The following is a 20,573-nucleotide window of genomic DNA, read 5'->3' as shown; positions in this document are numbered from 1 at the left end:
ATCCTATGAGCAAGCCCACTGTCGACCCTACCTCGAATGCCAAGTCCGGCCCTGCCGTGCCGGTCAATTTCCTGCGGCCGATCATCCAGGCAGACCTGGACTCGGGCAAGCACACGCAGATCGTCACCCGTTTCCCGCCTGAGCCCAATGGCTACCTGCACATCGGCCATGCCAAGTCGATCTGCGTGAACTTCGGCCTGGCCCAGGAGTTCGGCGGCGTCACGCACCTGCGTTTCGACGACACCAACCCGGCCAAGGAAGACCAGGAATACATCGACGCGATCGAAAGCGACGTCAAATGGCTGGGCTTCGAATGGTCCGGCGAAGTGCGCTACGCCTCGCAGTATTTCGACCAGTTGCACGATTGGGCCGTCGAACTGATCAAGGCCGGCAAGGCCTACGTCGACGACCTGACCCCGGAGCAAGCCAAGGAATACCGTGGCAGCCTGACCGAGCCGGGCAAGAACAGCCCGTTCCGCGACCGTTCCGTTGAAGAGAACCTCGACTGGTTCGCCCGCATGCGTGCCGGTGAGTTCCCGGACGGCGCCCGCGTGCTGCGCGCGAAGATCGACATGGCCTCGCCGAACATGAACCTGCGCGACCCGATCATGTATCGCATCCGCCACGCGCATCACCACCAGACCGGTGACAAGTGGTGCATCTACCCGAACTACGACTTCACCCACGGTCAATCGGACGCCATCGAAGGCATCACCCACTCGATCTGCACCCTGGAATTCGAAAGCCATCGTCCGCTGTACGACTGGTTCCTCGACGCGTTGCCAGTGCCGGCGCACCCGCGTCAGTACGAGTTCAGCCGTCTGAACCTCAACTACACCATCACCAGCAAGCGCAAGCTCAAGCAACTGGTCGATGAAAAGCACGTCAATGGCTGGGACGATCCGCGCATGTCCACGCTGTCGGGCTTCCGTCGCCGTGGCTACACGCCAAAATCGATCCGCAACTTCTGCGAAATGATCGGCACCAACCGTTCCGACGGTGTGGTTGACTTCGGCATGCTCGAATTCAGCATCCGTGACGACCTCGACCACACCGCGCCGCGCGCCATGTGCGTACTGCGTCCGCTGAAAGTCGTGATCACCAACTACCCGGAAGGCCAGGTCGAGAACCTCGAACTGCCGCGCCACCCGAAAGAAGACATGGGCGTGCGCGCTCTGCCATTCGCCCGGGAAATCTACATCGACCGTGACGACTTCATGGAAGAGCCGCCAAAGGGCTACAAGCGCCTAGAACCGGCCGGTGAAGTGCGTCTGCGCGGCAGCTACGTGATCCGTGCCGACGAAGCGATCAAGGACGCCGACGGCAACATCGTCGAACTGCGTTGCTCGTACGATCCGGAAACACTGGGCAAGAATCCTGAAGGCCGCAAGGTCAAAGGCGTGATCCACTGGGTGCCGGCTGCCGCCAGCGTCGAGTGCGAAGTGCGTCTGTACGATCGTCTGTTCCGTTCGGCCAACCCAGAGAAGGCCGAAGACAGCGCGAGTTTCCTCGACAACATCAACCCTGATTCGCTTCAGGTACTCACCGGTTGTCGTGCCGAGCCATCGCTTGGCAATGCACAGCCGGAAGACCGTTTCCAGTTCGAGCGCGAAGGCTACTTCGTGGCCGATTTGAAAGACTCGAAACCAGGTCAGCCGGTATTCAACCGTACCGTGACCCTGCGTGATTCGTGGGGCCAGTGATTCAGCGTCAAGGAAATATAAAGTGCTGACGATTTACAACACGCTCACCAAGAGCAAAGAAGTCTTCAAACCGCTCGATGGCAATAATGTGCGCATGTACGTCTGCGGGATGACCGTGTACGACTACTGCCACATTGGCCACGGCCGCAGCATGGTCGCGTTCGACCTGGTGACCCGCTGGTTGCGGTTCAGCGGTTATAACCTGACCTACGTGCGCAACATCACCGACATCGAAGACAAGATCATCAATCGTGCTCGCGAAAACGGCGAGCCGTACGACGCGCTGACCGAGCGCATGATCACCGCGATGCACGAGGACGAGGCGCGCCTCAACATCCTCAAGCCGGACATGGAGCCGCGTGCCACCGATCACATTCCGGGCATGCTGAGCATGATCCAGACCCTGATCGACAAGGGTTACGCCTACGCCCCGGGCAACGGTGACGTGTACTACCGCGTCGCCAAGTTCATGGGCTACGGCAAACTGTCGCGCAAGAAAATCGAAGACCTGCGCATCGGCGCGCGGATTGAAGTCGACGAAGCCAAGCAGGATCCGCTGGACTTCGTCCTGTGGAAAGCCACCAAGCCGGGTGAGCCGAGCTGGGAATCGCCATGGGGCGCCGGGCGTCCGGGCTGGCACATCGAATGCTCGGTGATGTCCACCTGCTGCCTCGGCGAGACCTTCGACATTCATGGCGGCGGCAGCGACCTTGAGTTCCCGCACCACGAAAACGAAATCGCCCAGAGCGAAGCGGCCACTGGCAAGACCTACGCCAACGCGTGGATGCATTGCGGCATGATTCGCATCAATGGCGAGAAGATGTCCAAGTCCTTGAACAACTTCTTCACCATCCGTGACGTGCTGGAAAAGTACCACCCGGAAGTCGTGCGTTACCTGCTGGTGTCGAGCCACTACCGCAGCGCGATCAACTACTCGGAAGACAACCTCAAGGACGCCAAAGGCGCCCTCGAGCGTTTCTACCACGCCTTGAAAGGCCTGCCGACTGTGGCGCCTGCGGGCGGCGAAGCGTTTGTTGAACGCTTCACCACAGTGATGAACGACGACTTCGGTACGCCTGAAGCCTGCGCGGTGCTGTTCGAGATGGTGCGTGAGATCAACCGTCTGCGTGAGAGCGATCTCGATGCAGCGGCGGGTCTGGCGGCACGTCTGAAAGAACTGGCGAGCGTGCTGGGTGTGTTGCAGCTCGAAGCCGATGACTTTTTGCAGGCGGGCGCCGAAGGGCGTGTCGATGCGGCTGAGGTTGATGCGCTGATCGCGGCGCGTCTGGCGGCACGAGCGGGCAAGGATTGGGCTGAGTCGGATCGGATTCGTGATCAGCTCACCGCGATGGGCGTGGTGTTGGAAGACGGCAAGGGTGGGACTACCTGGCGTCTGGCTGACTGATTGCTTTATTGCTGAAAAACAAAACCCGCCTTGTGCGGGTTTTGTTTTGATCGTTCCCACGCTCTGCGTGGGAATGCCTCTTCGGACGCTCCGCGTTCGGTTTTGCAGGGACGCAGAGCGTCCCCGGCTGCATGCCCACGCGGAGCGTGGGAACGATCAAGATCGCAGCCTGCGGCAGCTCCTACAGTGATTGCATTTCCATGTAGGAGCTGCCGCAGGCTGCGATCTTTTGATCTGCGCTTTTAGCCAAGGTTGCTTTTGCTCTGCGCGTAGGTCTTGATGTCTGCCGCAGCCGGATGCTGCGTCGATGACGATTCTGCAACGGAGAGATCATGGCCAATCACTATCGCGAACTGCTAACCACCCCCGGCGCCACCGGGCTGGTGCTCGCGAGTTCTATCGCCCGATTACCGCAGGCAATGATCGGCATCGGCATCATCACCATGCTGGTGCAGCAAACCGGGGTTTATTGGCTGGCCGGCGCAGTCGCCGGGACGTTTACTCTGGTCAATGCGCTGCTGGGCCCGCGCATCTCCAGACTGGTTGATCAATATGGCCAGAGTCGCGTGCTGCCCGTTGTCACGGCGTTCAGCATTGCCATGCAGTTGGCGCTGATCATTGCCGTCCACTGGCGCGCACCCGCCGCGTTGCTGTTTGTTCTGGCTGCACTGGCGGGGACGATGCCGAGCATGCCGTCGATGATCCGGGCGCGATGGACGCAGTTGTTCCGGGGCAAGCCGCAACTGCACACGGCGTTCTCGCTAGACACGGTGCTGACCGAACTGGCTTACATCATCGGCCCGCCACTGGCGATCGGTTTGAGCGTGAGTTTTTTCGCCGAAGCCGGGCCGCTTGTTGCGGTCGGGCTGCTGGCCGTCGGGGTGACGGCGTTTCTCTTGCAACGGCAGACTGAGCCCAAGGTTGTCGTCGGCCACGCCAGCCATAGCGGCTCAACGCTGCTGATTCCCGGCGTGCGCACTATTGCTCTGGCGCTGTTGGCGATGGGTGTCATTGGTGGAGCAATCGATGTTGCCGTCGTCGCCTTCGCCAATGCGCAAGGCTGGCCGGGCGCCGCGACCTTCTGCCTCGCCGCTTATGCGTTCGGTTCACTGGTGGCAGGTTTGACGTTCGGTGCGCTACGGGTTTCCCTGCCAATCGAAAAACAGTTCCTGATCGGGATATTGGTCACGGCGTTCACCGGTGTGCTGCCTGTTTTTGCACCGGATGTTTATGTGCTGACAGCGGCGCTGTTTATCGCCGGCATCTCGTTTGCGCCGACCATGGTCGTGGTCATGAAAATGGGCACGATCATTATTCCTCCGTCGCGGATGACAGAGGGGCTGACGTGGATGACTACCGGTATCAGCGTAGGTGTTGCACTCGGCGGCATGCTTGCGGGGATGGTCATTGACGCCTTTGGCGCGCGCGCGGGATTTGCGGTGGCTATCGGTGCAGGTTTGATGATGGTGGTAGTTGTGCTGGTGGGCTTGCGCACATTGGCGACGGCTTCGGCTATGCAGGTTGAGTCAGCCATTTAGAGTCAAAAGATCGCAGCCTGCGGCAGCTCCTACATGGAAATGCGATCCCTGTAGGAGCTGCCGCAGGCTGCGATCTTTTGATCTGCGCTGCTAACCCCCCAATTGCCGCAGCCGCTTATAAAGGGTATTCCGACTCACGCCCAATCGCCGCGCCAAATGGGAAATATTCCCCCCGGAAGCCTTCAGCTCCCGGTTCAACGCCTCGACATCATTCAGATCAACCCCCAACGGCGCCGCGCTCTCCACCGGCTCCATCTCCAGATCGACAAAAAAATCATCTGGCAAATGCTCCGGCCGCACCGGTTGTTCCTCGGCCATCGCCAACGCCACCTGCATCACGCTGCTGACCTGACGCAAATTCCCCGGCCACGGATGCCGTTCAAACAGCTCCAGCACTTCGCGGCTCAACCCCGCCCATTGCGTCGGCTCGCGATGCTGCTCCCACAAGCGTTTAAACAACGCTTCCTTATCGCTGCGCTCGCGCAGCGGCGGCAGTTCGAGCGTCAAACCGCCAATGCGGTAATACAGATCCTCACGAAACCGGCCCAATTGCACTTGTTCGCGCAACGAGCGGTTAGTCGCCGAGATAATCCGCAAATCCACCGGGAACAACTCGCTACTGCCCACCGGTTGCACACAACGCTCCTGCAATACCCTCAACAATCGCGCTTGAGTCGGCAGCGGCATGTCGCCGATTTCATCGAGGAACAGCGTGCCTTTGTCCGCCTTGCGAATCAGGCCGATGCTGCCTTTCTGATTGGCCCCGGTGAATGCGCCTTTCTCGTAGCCGAATAACTCGGATTCCACCAGTTCGGCGGGGATCGCCGCGCAGTTGACGGCAATGAACGCCTGTTTGCTTCGCGAGCTGGCTTGGTGCAGGGCTTTGACGAAGACTTCTTTACCGACGCCGGTTTCGCCGTGGATCAGTAAGGGAATATCTTTCTCCAGTAACCGCTCAGCCTGACGCACGGCTTTTTCCACGCGACTGTCGCCGAAGTGCAAGGTATTGAGGCTGATTGCGCTCGGGACAGCAGGTTTGTTTTCCGCGACGAACACTCGCGCCTGAACAGGCGCCTGTTTCGGCCGCTTCAACAAGCACTGGAAACGGTTGCGGCCGGAGGTCTGCAGGGCAAATGGCAAGCCGTCCGGTTGATTGATCAGCTCCAGCAGCGACACCTTGAACAGGCTTTCAACGCTGACCCGCGACAAGCGCACCCCCAGCAGATTGTCCGCGCGGCGATTGGCCGACAATACCTGACCGCTCTCATCAAAGATCAACAACCCGGCCCACTGGCTGTCGAGGTTGTTCAACCCGGTGTTGAAGGTCAGTTGAAAATGTTGGCCATGGAACAGGTTGAGGATCAGCCGGTTCTCCACGGTCTGGCTCATCATCTTGACCATGCCCAAAGTGTGCGACGGCGGTAGATAGCTGTCGCTGGACACGTCGAGCACGGCAATGACCTTGCGCTCGGCGTCGAAAATCGGCGCGGCGGAACCGGTCATGAAACGGTTGGCCTTGAGAAAGTGTTCATCGTGTTCGATGTGCACCGCCTGCTCACAGGCCAGCGCCGTGCCAATCGCGTTGGTGCCGCTGCAGCGCTCCATCCAGCTCGCCCCAGCTTGAAAGCCGCGTGCCAGATTCGGCTCGATAAAGCGTTGCGTGCCCCACGAGGTCAGCACCTGGCCCTGATTGTCGGCGAGCATGATCAGGCAGTTGGAGTTGCTGAGAATATTTTCGTAATAGGGCAGGACTTCCTGGTGCGTGGTCTGCACCAATGAATGATGGCGGTCGAGCAGATGGGCGATGCCGGCGGCGGGCAGTTGATCGAAGGCCGGCGTGCTTTGGTGGTCGAGACCGAATGCGCGGCAACGTTGCCAGGAACTCTGGACGATCGCGTCATGGGACAGCGGCGGGGCAGGTGCGGCCATGGCAGTGGGCCTCTGATGCAGCGATTTTTATTGTTGTTATGAACCCAAATCCTGAGCAAAAACACAGATCCCCTGTAGGAGTGAGCCTGCTCGCGATAGCGGTGTATCAGACATATTTGCATCGACTGACACACCGCTATCGCGAGCAGGCTCACTCCTACAATGGATCTTCGGCGTTCACAGAATCGGGGAAAAAGCGTTCATAGAGTGTTGTTCACTATTGTTCATTGTCAATCGCCCAACTGTTCAAATGTGTTCAGCAATGAACGCCCAATCGCCGCGCTTTCAACGATTTTCACGACAAATCAACCACTTGCCATTTTTGGCACGAAACTCGCTCCCCTGCACAGGTCGCTTGACTCCAATAATAAAAAGGCCGAGCCATGTCACTCACCCTGGAGCACGTCAGCCGCACCGTCGAGGGCCAGACCTGGATCGACGATGCCTGCCTGAAATTCGAACCCGGTTCGTTCAACGTTTTGCTTGGCCGCACGCTGTCCGGCAAAACCAGCCTCATGCGTTTAATGGCCGGGCTCGATAAGCCCGACAGCGGGCGCATTCTGATGAACGGCGTCGACGTCACTCAGCGCCCGGTGCGTCTGCGCAACGTGTCGATGGTCTATCAGCAGTTCATCAATTACCCGACCATGACCGTATTCGAGAACATCGCCTCGCCGCTGCGCCAGGCCGGTGTGTCCAAAGAAATCATTCACAGCAAAGTGCAGGAAACCGCGAAGATGCTGCGCATCGAGAAGTTTCTGCAGCGCTATCCGCTGGAGCTGTCCGGCGGCCAACAGCAACGCACCGCCATGGCCCGCGCACTGGTCAAAGACGCCGAGCTGATCCTGTTCGATGAGCCGCTGGTCAACCTCGACTACAAACTTCGCGAAGAACTGCGTCAGGAAATGCGCGAGCTGTTCAAGGCGCGCCACACCATTGCGATTTACGCCACCACCGAGCCCAACGAAGCGCTGGCTCTCGGCGGCACCACGACCATCCTCCACGAAGGCCGAGTGATTCAGAGCGGCCCGTCGACCTCGGTGTATCACCAGCCGCAAACCGTGCTCGCTGCCGAATTGTTCTCCGAGCCACCGATCAACCTGATGCCCGGGCGCATCGCTGGCAACGAAGTCAGTTTTGCCAACTTCGTACACTTCCCGTTGAACGTCGATTTGCGCCCAGTGGGCGAGGGCGAGTTCCGTTTTGGCGTGCGCCCCAGCCACATCTCGCTGGTGCCGAGCAACGATGACGACCTCGAACTGGCCGTGACCGTCGAAGTCGCCGAGATCAGCGGTTCGGAAACCTTCCTGCACGTGCGCAACGAGCATTTCCTGCTGGTGCTGCACCTGCCCGGCGTTCACGAATACGACGTCGATGCGCCGATCCGCATTTACATCCCGACCCACAAACTGTTTGTTTTCGATGCGCAGGGCCGTCTGGTGCAAGCACCGGGCCGGCGTGTCGCGAGGGTTGCCTGATGGCCGAAATCCGCTTGCAGCACCTCGCCCACAGCTACAGCAAAACCCCGAGCGGCGCCGAGGATTACGCGATCCGCGAGATGGATCACGTCTGGGAGCAGGGCGGCGCTTACGCTTTGCTCGGGCCGTCGGGTTGTGGCAAATCAACGTTGCTCAACATCATTTCCGGCCTGCTCAGCCCTTCGCAGGGCCATGTGTTGTTCGACGGCAAAGCGGTTAACGACCTGACGCCGGAGAAGCGCAACATCGCCCAGGTTTTTCAGTTTCCGGTGGTCTACGACACCATGACCGTGTTCGATAACCTCGCGTTTCCTCTGCGCAATCAGGGCATGGCCGAAGCGAAAGTACACAGCAAGGTGCAGGAAATTGCTGAAGTCCTCGACCTGCAAAACCTCCTGAGCAAGAAGGCGCGCAACCTCACCGCTGACGAAAAACAGAAAGTCTCGATGGGCCGTGGTCTGGTGCGCGACGACGTTTCCGCGATCCTCTTCGACGAACCGCTGACGGTGATCGACCCGCACCTGAAATGGAAGCTGCGGCGCAAGCTCAAGCAGATCCACGAGCAGTTCAACATCACCATGGTCTACGTCACCCACGATCAGCTGGAGGCTTCGACTTTCGCCGACAAGATCGCGGTGATGTACGGCGGCCAGATCGTCCAGTTCGGCACACCACGGGAATTGTTCGAGCGGCCTAGCCACACCTTTGTCGGCTATTTCATCGGCAGCCCCGGGATGAACCTGATCGAGGTGCAGCCGCAGCCCGGCGGCGTCGGTTTCGCCTCCACACACCTGCCGTTGTCCGACGCCATGCAGCGCCATATCGAACACGGTCAGTGGAAAAATCTGAAGGTCGGCATCCGCCCCGAGTTTATTCACGTGTGGGACGAGCCGTTTGATGACGCGATGCAGGCAAACGTCGTACACGTCGAAGACCTCGGCACCTACAAGATCATGACCCTCGACCTCGACGGCGCGCCGTTGAAAGTGCGTCTGGCCGAAGACAAACCGGTGCCGCAGGGCACGGCGTACATCAGTTTTCCGGCGCAGTGGCTGATGGTTTATGCCGATGAATTTCTGCTCGAAGCCGACAGCAGCGAGGTGCAGCCATGAACAAGGTGCAGAACAACAAAGCCTGGTGGCTGGTGTTGCCAGTGTTCCTGCTGGTGGCGTTCAGTGCGGTGATCCCGATGATGACCGTGGTCAACTATTCGGTGCAGGACATCTTCGATCAGTCCAGCCGCTACTTCGTCGGTGCTGACTGGTACAAGCAGGTTTTGCTTGATCCGCGTTTGCACGACTCATTGCTGCGCCAGTTCATCTATTCGGCGTGCGTGCTGCTGATTGAAATTCCGCTGGGCATCGCCGTCGCGCTGACCATGCCGACCAAGGGCCGCTGGTCCTCGGTGGTGCTGATCATTCTGGCGATTCCGCTGCTGATCCCGTGGAACGTGGTTGGCACAATCTGGCAGATCTTCGGCCGTGCCGACATCGGTTTGCTCGGTTCCAGCCTCAACGCGATGGGCATCAGCTACAACTACGCAGCCAACACCATGGACGCCTGGGTGACGGTGCTGGTGATGGACGTCTGGCACTGGACTTCACTGGTGGCGCTGCTGTGTTTCTCTGGTCTGCGCGCAATTCCCGACGTGTATTACCAAGCCGCGCGCATCGACCGCGCTTCGGCCTGGGCGGTGTTCCGGCACATTCAGTTGCCCAAGCTGAAGAGCGTGCTGCTGATCGCAGTGATGCTGCGTTTCATGGACAGTTTCATGATTTATACCGAGCCATTCGTGCTCACCGGCGGCGGGCCGGGTAATGCCACGACCTTCCTGAGTCAGACGCTGACCCAGATGGCCGTAGGGCAATTCGACCTCGGTCCGGCAGCGGCGTTTTCGCTGGTGTACTTCCTGATCATCCTGTTGGTGTCCTGGCTGTTCTACACCGCCATGACGCACTCCGACGCCAACCGCTGAGGCCCGGCCATGAGCAAGAGAAAGCTTATTCCGTTGCTGGTGTACATCCTGTTCCTGCTGGTGCCGATCTACTGGCTGCTGAACATGTCCTTCAAGAGCAACACCGAAATCCTCGGTGGCCTGACACTTTTCCCACAGGCGTTCACGCTGGCGAACTACAAATTGATCTTCACCGATCCGAGTTGGTACAACGGTTACCTCAACTCGCTGTATTACGTGAGCCTGAACACGGTGATTTCGCTGAGTGTGGCGTTACCGGCGGCGTATGCGTTTTCGCGTTATCGCTTTCTCGGCGACAAGCACTTGTTCTTCTGGCTGCTGACCAACCGCATGGCGCCACCGGCGGTGTTCTTGCTGCCGTTCTTTCAGTTGTATTCGTCGATTGGCCTGTTCGACACGCACATCGCCGTGGCCTTGGCGCACTGCTTGTTTAACGTGCCGTTGGCGGTGTGGATTCTCGAAGGCTTCATGTCCGGTGTACCGAAAGAAATCGACGAAACGGCCTACATCGACGGCTACAGTTTCCCCAAGTTCTTCGTGAAGATTTTCATCCCGCTGATCGGCTCCGGCATCGGCGTCACGGCGTTCTTCTGCTTCATGTTTTCCTGGGTCGAACTGCTGCTCGCGCGCACGTTGACCTCGGTAAACGCCAAGCCGATTGCGGCGGTGATGACGCGTACGGTTTCCGCTTCGGGTATCGACTGGGGCGTGCTGGCAGCGGCGGGGGTGTTGACCATTCTGCCGGGCATGCTGGTGATCTGGTTTGTGCGCAACCACGTGGCCAAGGGCTTTGCCCTCGGCCGGGTCTGAGGAACTGATGATGGAATGGATGAGCTGGACTACACCTACCGCAGCATTCTTCATTGTCATCGGCCTGATTCTGGTCGGCATGACGACGTGGGAATTGCGCTCGCCGAGCATCCTGCGGCGAGGTTTTCTGCCGATTGCCACCACCCGTGGCGATCGTTTGTTTATCGGTCTTCTCGGCAGCGCCTACCTGCATTTGCTGGTCATCGGCGCCACCGACTGGAGCATCTGGGTGGCGTCCGCGTTGTCCCTGGTGTGGCTGTTGGCTGTGATGCGTTGGGGCTAGTCGAGTCGTTCGGCAACGCGGCTCCACAACTTAAACAGGAGGTCTCTATGTTCGACAAAAACAATAAGCTGCGACATAGCATTTCATTGGCAGCCATGCTGGCACTCAGCGGTTTGAGCGCAGTCGCCTGGGCTGATGCCTACGAAGACGCGGCGAAAAAATGGATCGGCAGTGAATTCAAACCGTCGACCCTGACGGCCGAGCAGCAACTCGAAGAACTGAAGTGGTTCATCAAAGCGGCCGAGCCGTTTCGCGGCATGGACATCAAGGTTGTTTCCGAGACCCTGACCACCCACGAATACGAGTCGAAAGTGCTGGCCAAGGCCTTTAGCGAAATCACCGGGATCAAGCTCACCCACGACCTGCTGCAAGAAGGCGACGTGGTCGAGAAAATGCAAACGGTGATGCAGTCCGACAAGAACATCTATGACGGCTGGGTCAATGACTCGGACCTGATCGGTACGCACTTTCGCTACGGCAAGACCGAATCGATCACCGACCTGATGGCCAACGAAGGCAAGAACTTCACTTCGCCAACCCTGGATATCAAGGACTTCATCGGCATCTCGTTCACCACCGCGCCGGACGGCAAGATCTATCAGTTGCCCGACCAGCAATTCGCCAACCTGTACTGGTTCCGCGCTGACTGGTTCGAGCGCGCCGACCTGAAAGCCAAGTTCAAGGAAAAGTACGGCTACGAATTGGGCGTGCCGGTGAACTGGTCGGCCTATGAAGACATCGCCAAATTCTTCAGCGAAGACGTCAAGGAAATCGACGGCAAACGTGTGTACGGGCACATGGACTACGGCAAGAAAGACCCGTCGCTCGGTTGGCGTTTCACCGATGCCTGGTTCTCCATGGCCGGTGGCGGCGACAAGGGCATCCCGAACGGTTTGCCGGTGGACGAGTGGGGCATTCGCGTCGAGGATTGCCACCCGGTCGGTTCCAGCGTGACCCGTGGCGGCGACACCAACGGTCCGGCGGCGGTGTTCGCCACGCAGAAATACGTCGATTGGTTGAAGGCTTATGCGCCACCGGAAGCGGCGGGCATGACCTTCTCTGAATCCGGTCCGGTGCCGTCGCAGGGCAACATCGCCCAGCAGATCTTCTGGTACACCGCGTTCACCGCCGACATGACCAAACCGGGCCTGCCGGTGGTCAACGCCGACGGCACGCCGAAATGGCGGATGGCGCCATCGCCGCGTGGGCCGTATTGGGAGGAGGGCATGAAGCTCGGTTATCAGGACGTAGGTTCGTGGACGTTCATGAAGTCCACGCCTGAGAAACAGAAACTGGCGGCGTGGCTGTACGCGCAGTTTGTGACCTCGAAAACCGTGTCGCTGAAGAAAACCATCGTCGGCCTGACGCCGATTCGTGAGTCGGACATCAACTCGCAAGCGATGACCGATCTGGCGCCGAAACTCGGTGGTCTGGTCGAGTTCTACCGCAGCCCGGCCCGCGTGCAATGGACCCCGACCGGCACCAACGTGCCGGACTATCCGCGTCTGGCGCAATTGTGGTGGAGCCACATCGCCGAAGCGGCCAGCGGCGAGAAGACCCCGCAACAAGCGCTGGATGGCTTGGCCAAGGATCAGGACGCGATCATGACGCGTTTGGAACGCTCCAAGGCTCAGGCGGTGTGCGCACCGAAAATGAACCCGGAACGCGATGCGCAATACTGGTTTGATCAACCGGGCGCACCGAAACCGAAACTGGCCAACGAGAAGCCGAAGGGCGAGACCGTGAGCTACAACGAACTGCTGAAATCGTGGGCGGATGCGCGTAAATAAACGCTAAAGTGCGAAAGGCAAACGGCACCGCAAGGTGCCGTTTTTTTTGCTGCCTGATCTACCGCCATCGCTGGCAAGCCAGCTCCCACAGGTTTCAGTGGTGTGCCCATATTCTGCGAACACCGCAGATCACTCTGGGAGCGGGATTGCCAGCGATTGCGACCTGCCAATCAACATCGATATCAACTGACCTCCCGCCATCGCCAGCAGGGCTGGCTCCCATAGAGATCCGGGTGCTTCTGATAGATCACATGTGAACGGATGTGGCGTTTTACCTTTCGAAGGTATCCAGCAAGCTGTGTGTTAGAGATGCATCAAATTCTTCGGGAAGTGTGAGTTTGCCCTTCATGGCGCCGATCCGTTTTACACGGGTCTTCTTCAAGGAGATTTTGTCGTGGCGTTCTTTACTTAACGCATCAAGGCCGTCCATCAATTCTGAATAAATATCCCGCTTCATGGTTCGTGGATCTCCACTTGATAGGTGATCCTCAAATTTATCCGCGATCACCTTCTGCAGAAGGTCAGCCATTGCCCGATGCGTTGCAGGAAAATTCTTAAAAAAGTAAGAGTGTCAAGAGCAGGAAAACCTAGCGAGCGATCACCTGGACGCGCTGGCGCAGTCTGCTGATATTGAATCCTACAAACACGAAGGCGGCACCTGAGGGCGCCGCCTTTTTATAAAGTTCTGCGAGGGCATGAGTACTTAGTTGCGTTTTCATCTGTTATCTAAAGCTATCTCTTTTCTATTGATAACTTTTTCGTTAACGATACGACGTACAACTGGCGCAGAAGGTTTTTCTGGTGGTGTAGGTCTTGTCGAATTTTGTGGCTTAGGCCGATCATTATTAACTTTCATTTCTGGTCCCTATTGGCGCCGCCGTTAACATCGTCGTACATTCTTCTAGAAGATGGAACAGTCGGTTTCACAGGAGCTTGGGGCAAAGGTTTTGTTTCACTTGATGTTGGCTTACTGGATTCGCTCAATTTATTTGCCCCCTTATCAAGAAGTATATTTTCAAGGATTATAGTCCTTTTTTTCAGATCTGCTACGCCTTCGGCTTTTGAATCACTCAGCAACTGCTTTCTCAAGTCGGATATCTGATCGCCCACGTACGTATCTTTTATTGCAAAATTTTTCCTGGGCGAGGAGGTGTCCATGTCAAAAAGGACAAATAGCAAGCTACCGATAGCGAGAGGAATGCAAGCCATCAGAAAAGTTGAAATGGATTTGAAAACCCATCGTGATCGCTCTTCATTGACTAAAGCATTGTGTGTGGAGCAACTGATGTAGGTGTTTGAAATGAAGCTTGCAGTTTCTTTGTCAGGATCGATCAAAGGTATTTGCTCGTGCTGCGATACCTGTGAGTTATATTTGCCAAGTTCAATATTGTATTGTGTTTGGCTATCGTAATATTCCTTGATTTTTTCTGCGTATGGCATTCTGTTGAATTCGGATCCACTAAAGGCTCTGAAGTTGAAGTATGTAGAGATGGTTGAGATTGCCAAGGTTAAAGTTACGAGGAAAGAAATGATATATGCAATTTCGGGGTTGAAGGTGAAATCCAAAAAACGAGCCAGGTAGATGGTTGCAGAAGCTAGCGCAAATATCGCAGTAAAAATTATTTGAGTTTTTATCGAGATGCTGTTTTTTATCTCTTCTTCGTATGCATACATTTTTTCATATGTGGTGTGGATGTTGTCAGTGTTCAATATGGTTTCCTTGTGCCCTGCTGGTCGGCAAGTACTTTCAATGTGCGTTTGAGTTTTTGCTTCGCCCCACACATACACAATAGTTCCAACAGCCGGATGCGGACTGTAGGACGAAACCGATAATTGAGCGGGAGCTTTCTGGGCTTTCAGCAGGAAGGGCAGGGCATCAGTAAAAGATCCCACAAAAACAAAAACGGCACCCGAAGGTGCCGTTTTCATTTCTAGCCAGCCGAACTATCAGCCCGCCAGGCCCGCCTGCTGAACCAGAGTCAGCAATGGCTGCGGGTACACACCCAGGAAGAATGCGACCAGGGCGATGGCCAGCAGCATCACGCCGCCTGCCTTCTGTTCCCAGTGCAGCTGGGCGTCGTGGCGACGCAGGTTTGGCTCGATCAGGTACAGGGTGACCATCACGCGCAGGTAGTAGAACACGCCGATAGCGCTGCCCAGTACCAAGGAGCCGACCAGCCACCATTGGTGCGATTCAACACCGGTGGCGATGATGTAGAACTTGCCGATGAAGCCTGCGGTCAGCGGGATACCCGCCAGCGACAGCATCATCACGGTCAGCACGGCGGTCAGGTACGGACGGCGCCAGAACAGGCCGCGGTATTCGTACAGGGCATCCGCGTCACGGCCGTTGTACGGCGAGGACATCAGGGTGATCACGCCGAAGGCGCCGAGGCTGGTGATCACGTAGGTGACCAGGTAGACGCCGATGGCTTCCACCGCCAGACCCTTGCTCGCCACCAGTGCGATCAGCAGGTAGCCGAAGTGCGCGATGGACGAGTAACCGAGCAGACGCTTGAGGTTGCTCTGGGTCAGGGCCAGCAGGTTACCGAACAGGATCGAGGCGATGGCGATCACGGTCAGCACGTCGCTCAGTACGCCACTGCTTGCGGCAGGGGAGATCTGGAACAAACGCACCATCACCGCAAACACGGCTACTTTCGAAGCGGTCGCGAGGAACGCAGCAACCGGTGCCGGAGCACCTTCGTAAACGTCCGGCGTCCACAGATGGAACGGCACCAGCGACAGTTTGAACGCCAGACCGATCAGCATCATGCCCAGGCCCAATTGTGCCAGCGAGCTAGGCAGGCCAGTCGCAGCCAGTGCCTGACCGATACCGACGAAGCTCAGCGAACCCGAGTCGGCATACAACAGCGCCATACCGAACAACAGGAACGCGGAACCGGCGGCCGACAGCACCATGTACTTGATGCCGGCTTCCAGCGAACGCTTGTTGAAGAAGGCGTAAGCCACCAGACCGTAAACCGGTACCGAGAGCAGTTCCAGACCGATGAACAACCCGGCCAGGTGCTGCGCGCTGACCAGAACCAGACCACCGGCGGCGGCCATCAGGATCAGCAGGTACAGTTCTTCTCGGTTGCCCGGGTAACCCGAACCGCCATCGCCCAGATAAGCGTGGGCGAGGGTGACGCAGGCGAGGGTGGCGACCAGGATCAGCGCCATGTACAGGCAGGCGAAGGAGTCAATCTGCAGCAACGGGGTCACGGCCAGAGGCGCGACTTTCAGGGCTGGCAGGATCGACAACAGGGCCAGGTTCAGACCGGCGACCGAGATCAGGAAGGTCTGCGAGTGGTTGCGGCGCCAGGCGATTGCCAGCATCACCACGATAATGGTGAGGCTGGTGATCAACAGTGGCGCAAGCGCAATAAAGTGTTGAATCGTGAATTCCATAGCGCTCTTACCGGGCCGAAGCGAGTTGAGTGAAGGCGGTGCCGAGCCACTGCTGAACGCCATGCATCGTGGCGGCAGAAGTGTCGAGGAACGGTTGCGGGTAGACGCCGATGTAGATCAGCAACACCGCAAGGCCCAGCACCATGATCAGTTCGCGAGCGTCCATACCGTGCAGGATCGAATCCGATTTCGCCGGACCGAAGTAAGCGCGGTGGATCATGATCAGCGAGTAGACCGAACCGAACACCAGACCGGAAGTGGCAATCGCAGTGATCCACGGCCAGCTAGCGAAGGAGCCGATCAGGATCAGGAACTCGCCGACAAAGTTACCGGTACCCGGCAGACCCAGCGAAGCGGCTGCGAAGAACAGACTGATCGCCGGCAGGTAAGCGATACGCGACCACACACCGCCCATCTCACGCATGTCCCGAGTGTGCAGACGCTCGTACAACTGACCGCTGAGGATAAACAGTGCCGCCGCCGAGACACCGTGCGCGAGCATCTGGATCACTGCGCCTTGCAGGGCCAGTTGGCTGCCGGAGTAGATGCCGATCAACACGAAACCCATGTGGGAAACGGAAGAGAACGCGATCAGACGCTTGATGTCGGTTTGCGCGAACGCGAGGAACGCACCGTAGAAGATCCCGATGAGACCGAGGGTCATGGCGATCGGCGCAAACTCGGCCGAGGCATTCGGGAACAGCGGCAGAGCGAAACGCAGCAGACCGTAGGCAGCGGTTTTCAGCAAGATACCGGCGAGGTCGACGGAACCAGCAGTCGGTGCCTGGGCGTGAGCATCAGGCAACCAGGAGTGGAACGGAACGACTGGCAGCTTGACCGCGAAGGCGATGAAGAAGCCGAGCATCAGGATGTACTCGGTGGTCATCGACATCTTGGTTTTCAACAGATCGGCGTAGTTGAAAGTAATCACGCCAGTGTTGTTGAAGTTGACCAGCACCAGACCGAGGATCGCCACCAGCATGATCAGGCCGGACGCCTGAGTGAAGATGAAGAACTTGGTCGCCGCGTAGATCCGGGTTTTCTTGCCGTCCGAAGAACTGTGACCCCAGAGCGCGATGAGGAAGTACATCGGCACCAGCATCATTTCCCAGAAGAAGAAGAACATGAACAGGTCGAGGGCGAGGAACACGCCGACAACGCCGCCCAGGATCCACATCAGGTTCAGGTGGAAGAAGCCAACGTGACGTTGAATCTCTTTCCACGAGCAGAGTACCGAGAGGATACCCAGCAGACCGGTCAGCAGGATCATCAACAGCGACAGGCCGTCGAGGGCCAGGTGCACGTTGATGCCGAAGCGCTGGATCCAGACATGCTTGAACTCAAGCGCCCAGGTCGGATCGGCGCCAGGCGCCGGCGCAAATGAATAGTCACTGTGGGCCCACAGCCAGAGGCCGAGGGCGAGTTCCAGGGTCATGGTCAACAGCGCAATCCAGCGCGGGAGGGTAGCGCCGAAGCGCTCACCCATCCAGCACAGCAGGCCGCCGATGAAGGGGATCAGGATTAGCCAAGGCAGAATCATGACGGGCTCGTTTCCTTTCGCAAATTCGCAAGGTTCATATCAGACCGCTACCAGCACGATGGCGCCGATTACCAGCACGGCACCAGCAGCCATCGAAGCAGCGTACCAACGCAGTTGACCGGTCTCGGTGCGGCTCAGGGCAGTGTGACCACCCTTGGCCATACGCGGGATCAGACCGATGGTCTGGTCGAGCGGGTCTTTGCGCAGTACGTGGCTGATCGCAAGGTAAGGCTTGACGAACAGTTTGTCGTAGATCCAGTCGAAGCCCCAGGCAGCGAACCACCAGGCCGAGAGGAAACGGCCGATGCCGCTGTTGGCGATCGCCGTGACGAAGCGACGCTTGCCGAGGAACAGCAGCGCTGCCAGCAGGATACCGGCCAGGGCGATGGCGCCCGAGGCGATTTCCAGACTGTGCTTGGCTTCGCCACCGGCATGGCCAACGCTTTCCGGCAGAACGCCGTGCAGCGGTGGCACGATCATGGCGCCGACGAACGTCGACAGCACGATCAGCACCGACAGTGGCAGCCAGTGCGAGATGCCGTGACCGGCGTGGGCTTCAGTCTTGGCTTCACCGTGGAACGTGATGAAGATCAGGCGGAAGGTGTACAGCGACGTCATGAACGCGCCGACCAGACCTGCGTAAAGCAGACCGTGGTTGCCGCTGGCGAACGCTTCCCAAAGGATTTCGTCCTTGGAGTAGAAGCCTGCGGTAACCAGTGGCAGGGCAGCCAGTGCCGCGCCGCCGACGATGAAGCTGGCGTAGGCCAGTGGCAGTTTTTTCCACAGACCGCCCATCTTGAAGATGTTCTGCTCGTGGTGGCAGGCAACGATCACCGCACCGGAAGCAAGGAACAGCAGGGCCTTGAAGAAGGCGTGGGTCATCAGGTGGAAAATCGCGCCATCCCATGCACCAACGCCCAGCGCCAGGAACATGTAGCCGATCTGGCTCATGGTCGAGTAGGCGAGGATACGTTTGATGTCGGTTTGTACCAGTGCCGCAAAGCCTGCGAGAACCAGGGTCACACCACCAACGATGCCGACCAGGTGGAGGATTTCCGGCGCCAGGGTGAACAGACCGTGGGTACGGGCGATCAGGTAGACACCGGCAGTCACCATGGTCGCGGCGTGGATCAGTGCCGAAACCGGGGTCGGACCAGCCATCGCATCCGCGAGCCAGGTCTGCAGCGGCAGTTGTGCCGATTTACCGACCGCGCCACCCAGCAGCATCAGGGTTGCGAGGGTGATCCAGAAGTCGCCGACCTGGAATTTCTGCGGTGCCAGCACCAGCAGTTCCTGGATGTTCAGCGTGCCTACTTGCTGGAACAGGATGAACAGGCCGATGGCCATGAACACGTCGCCGATCCGGGTCACGATGAAGGCTTTGAGTGCGGCGTTACCGTTGTTGCGGTTGCTGTAGTAGAAACCGATCAACAGGTACGAGCACAGGCCCACGCCTTCCCAGCCGAAGTACAAGAACAACAGGTTATCGCCGAGCACCAGGAACAGCATGCTGGCGATAAACAGGTTGGTGTACGAGAAAAAGCGCGAGTAACCCGCTTCGCCGCGCATGTACCAGGACGCGAACAGGTGGATCAGGAAACCGACGCCAACGACCACACCGAGCATGGTGATCGACAGGCCGTCGACGTAGAGGGCGAAGTCAGGCTTGAAGCCTTCGACCGCCATCCACTTCCACAGCACCAGGGTGTAGTGACCGCCTTCGGGTGGCGCGACGTTGAATTGCCAGATGACATAAGCGGCGACAATCGCCGACAAGCCAATGGAACCCACGCCGATCAGCGCCGAGAGGTTTTCCGACCAGCGTCCACGGGAGAACGACAGCAGCAGGAAACCGATCAGAGGGAATACGAAAGTCAGAAAGATCAGGTTCATCCGCGCATCTCACTGGCAGCGTCGATATCGAGCGTGTGGAAGCGGCGATACAGTTGCAGCAGGATCGCCAGGCCAATACTGGCCTCGGCGGCTGCCAAGCTGATCACCAGGATGAACATGATCTGTCCATCCGGCTGGCCCCAACGGGCGCCTGCAACGATGAACGCCAGTGCAGAGGCGTTCATCATCACTTCCAGACTCATCAACACGAACAAAATGTTGCGGCGGACCATCAGGCCGACCAGACCAAGGCAGAACAGGATGCCGGCAACGGCCAATCCATGTTCGAGAGGGATAGCAGGCATGTCTTACTCCTTCGCCTCGTTACGGCCCAAATGGAACGCCGTGACGGCTGCAGCAAGCAGCAGCATCGAGGCGAGTTCGACCACCAGCAGGTACGGGCCGAACAGGCTGATGCCCACGGCTTTCGCGTCTACGGTGGTGTGACCGATGGCCTGACCGCTCTGGTGAGCGAACAGCACATACAGCAGTTCGGCCAGCAGCAGCGCGGCGAGAATCACCGGCCCTGCCCAGATGCCGGGCTTGAGCCAGACGCGTTCTTGCTGAACCGAGGCCGGGCCCAGGTTCAGCATCATCACCACGAACACGAACAGCACCATGATGGCGCCGGCGTAAGCGATCACTTCCAGCACACCGGCGAACGGTGCGCCGAGTGCGAAGAAGGTCATGGCCACAGCGATCAACGAGATGATCAGGTAGAGCAGGGCGTGCACAGGGTTGGTGTTGGTGACCACACGAAGCGTGGACACCACCGCAATACCCGATGCGAAATAGAAAGCGAATTCCATCGTTCTTCC

At 58.3% G+C, this 20,573-nt stretch carries 18 protein-coding genes; 9 read left to right on the top strand and 9 right to left on the bottom strand.

Annotated elements, in window-relative coordinates; all coding sequences use genetic code 11:
* Positions 1 to 5 precede the first annotated feature (5 nt).
* The 3 genes from AC3Y64_RS18075 (at position 6) to AC3Y64_RS18065 (ending at position 4,646) form a co-directional block, all read left to right on the top strand.
* A complete protein-coding gene (locus AC3Y64_RS18075) occupies positions 6 to 1,703 on the top strand; it encodes a glutamine--tRNA ligase/YqeY domain fusion protein (protein WP_489984732.1) in 1,698 nt (565 codons plus the stop codon).
* A 22-nt stretch (positions 1,704 to 1,725) separates the two neighbouring features.
* Positions 1,726 to 3,108 carry a cysteine--tRNA ligase gene (gene cysS, locus AC3Y64_RS18070; RefSeq protein WP_008082133.1) on the top strand — a complete coding sequence of 461 codons (1,383 nt, stop codon included), beginning with the start codon at positions 1,726 to 1,728 and terminating at the stop codon, positions 3,106 to 3,108.
* A 332-nt stretch (positions 3,109 to 3,440) separates the two neighbouring features.
* A complete protein-coding gene (locus AC3Y64_RS18065) occupies positions 3,441 to 4,646 on the top strand; it encodes an MFS transporter (RefSeq protein WP_489984731.1) in 1,206 nt (401 codons plus the stop codon).
* Positions 4,647 to 4,736: 90 nt separating this feature from the next.
* Here the strand turns inward: AC3Y64_RS18065 and AC3Y64_RS18060 are convergent, their stop codons facing one another.
* On the bottom strand, positions 4,737 to 6,575 hold the full coding sequence (locus tag AC3Y64_RS18060) for a sigma-54-dependent Fis family transcriptional regulator (RefSeq protein WP_489984730.1): 1,839 nt from the start codon (positions 6,573 to 6,575) through the stop codon (positions 4,737 to 4,739).
* 383 nt (positions 6,576 to 6,958) lie between these two features.
* Between AC3Y64_RS18060 and AC3Y64_RS18055 the strand changes: the two genes are divergently transcribed.
* The 6 genes from AC3Y64_RS18055 to AC3Y64_RS18030 are packed head-to-tail and all read left to right on the top strand — an operon-like array spanning position 6,959 to position 12,911.
* Positions 6,959 to 8,053: an ABC transporter ATP-binding protein gene (locus tag AC3Y64_RS18055; protein WP_007912480.1), complete on the top strand. Its 1,095-nt coding sequence runs from the start codon at positions 6,959 to 6,961 to the stop codon at positions 8,051 to 8,053.
* Complete coding sequence (locus AC3Y64_RS18050) at positions 8,053 to 9,165, top strand: ABC transporter ATP-binding protein (protein ID WP_212551208.1); 1,113 nt, start codon at positions 8,053 to 8,055, stop codon at positions 9,163 to 9,165. Before AC3Y64_RS18055 ends, AC3Y64_RS18050 begins: the two co-directional genes overlap by 1 nt.
* Complete coding sequence (locus AC3Y64_RS18045) at positions 9,162 to 10,028, top strand: carbohydrate ABC transporter permease (RefSeq protein ID WP_007912484.1); 867 nt, start codon at positions 9,162 to 9,164, stop codon at positions 10,026 to 10,028. Before AC3Y64_RS18050 ends, AC3Y64_RS18045 begins: the two co-directional genes overlap by 4 nt.
* A 9-nt stretch (positions 10,029 to 10,037) precedes the next feature.
* Entirely contained in the window at positions 10,038 to 10,838 is an 801-nt protein-coding gene (locus tag AC3Y64_RS18040; RefSeq protein WP_489984729.1) for a carbohydrate ABC transporter permease, read from the top strand.
* Positions 10,839 to 10,848: 10 nt separating this feature from the next.
* Positions 10,849 to 11,121: a DUF2160 domain-containing protein gene (locus AC3Y64_RS18035; protein ID WP_007912485.1), complete on the top strand. Its 273-nt coding sequence runs from the start codon at positions 10,849 to 10,851 to the stop codon at positions 11,119 to 11,121.
* 47 nt (positions 11,122 to 11,168) lie between these two features.
* Positions 11,169 to 12,911 (top strand): ABC transporter substrate-binding protein, encoded by a 1,743-nt coding sequence (locus AC3Y64_RS18030; protein ID WP_158954163.1) that lies wholly within the window; start codon positions 11,169 to 11,171, stop codon positions 12,909 to 12,911.
* Positions 12,912 to 13,182: 271 nt separating this feature from the next.
* On the opposite strand, the gene AC3Y64_RS18025 is transcribed toward AC3Y64_RS18030, so the two are convergent.
* The 8 genes from AC3Y64_RS18025 to nuoJ form a co-directional block, all read right to left on the bottom strand.
* Complete coding sequence (locus AC3Y64_RS18025; RefSeq protein WP_489984728.1) at positions 13,183 to 13,440, bottom strand: hypothetical protein; 258 nt, start codon at positions 13,438 to 13,440, stop codon at positions 13,183 to 13,185.
* Positions 13,441 to 13,626: 186 nt separating this feature from the next.
* Entirely contained in the window at positions 13,627 to 13,767 is a 141-nt protein-coding gene (locus tag AC3Y64_RS18020) for a hypothetical protein (RefSeq protein ID WP_158954165.1), read from the bottom strand.
* Positions 13,764 to 14,840 carry a hypothetical protein gene (locus AC3Y64_RS18015; protein ID WP_489984727.1) on the bottom strand — a complete coding sequence of 359 codons (1,077 nt, stop codon included), beginning with the start codon at positions 14,838 to 14,840 and terminating at the stop codon, positions 13,764 to 13,766. Before AC3Y64_RS18015 ends, AC3Y64_RS18020 begins: the two co-directional genes overlap by 4 nt.
* An 18-nt stretch (positions 14,841 to 14,858) precedes the next feature.
* Positions 14,859 to 16,322, bottom strand: a complete 1,464-nt coding sequence (nuoN, locus tag AC3Y64_RS18010; protein WP_008082842.1) for an NADH-quinone oxidoreductase subunit NuoN — start codon at positions 16,320 to 16,322, stop codon at positions 14,859 to 14,861.
* 7 nt (positions 16,323 to 16,329) lie between these two features.
* A complete protein-coding gene (gene nuoM, locus AC3Y64_RS18005) occupies positions 16,330 to 17,862 on the bottom strand; it encodes an NADH-quinone oxidoreductase subunit M (RefSeq protein ID WP_489984726.1) in 1,533 nt (510 codons plus the stop codon).
* Between the two features lie 39 nt (positions 17,863 to 17,901).
* Positions 17,902 to 19,755, bottom strand: a complete 1,854-nt coding sequence (nuoL, locus tag AC3Y64_RS18000) for an NADH-quinone oxidoreductase subunit L (protein ID WP_007920175.1) — start codon at positions 19,753 to 19,755, stop codon at positions 17,902 to 17,904.
* Positions 19,752 to 20,060, bottom strand: a complete 309-nt coding sequence (nuoK, locus tag AC3Y64_RS17995; protein ID WP_003223790.1) for an NADH-quinone oxidoreductase subunit NuoK — start codon at positions 20,058 to 20,060, stop codon at positions 19,752 to 19,754. The genes nuoL and nuoK overlap by 4 nt, the downstream gene beginning before the upstream one ends.
* Positions 20,061 to 20,063: 3 nt before the next feature.
* On the bottom strand, positions 20,064 to 20,564 hold the full coding sequence (gene nuoJ / locus AC3Y64_RS17990) for an NADH-quinone oxidoreductase subunit J (protein ID WP_007920176.1): 501 nt from the start codon (positions 20,562 to 20,564) through the stop codon (positions 20,064 to 20,066).
* Positions 20,565 to 20,573 lie beyond the last annotated feature (9 nt).

It is taken from the genome of Pseudomonas sp. 4CAES_32.4, assembly GCF_058136335.1.
This window is presented reverse-complemented; position numbering and strand designations above follow the sequence as displayed.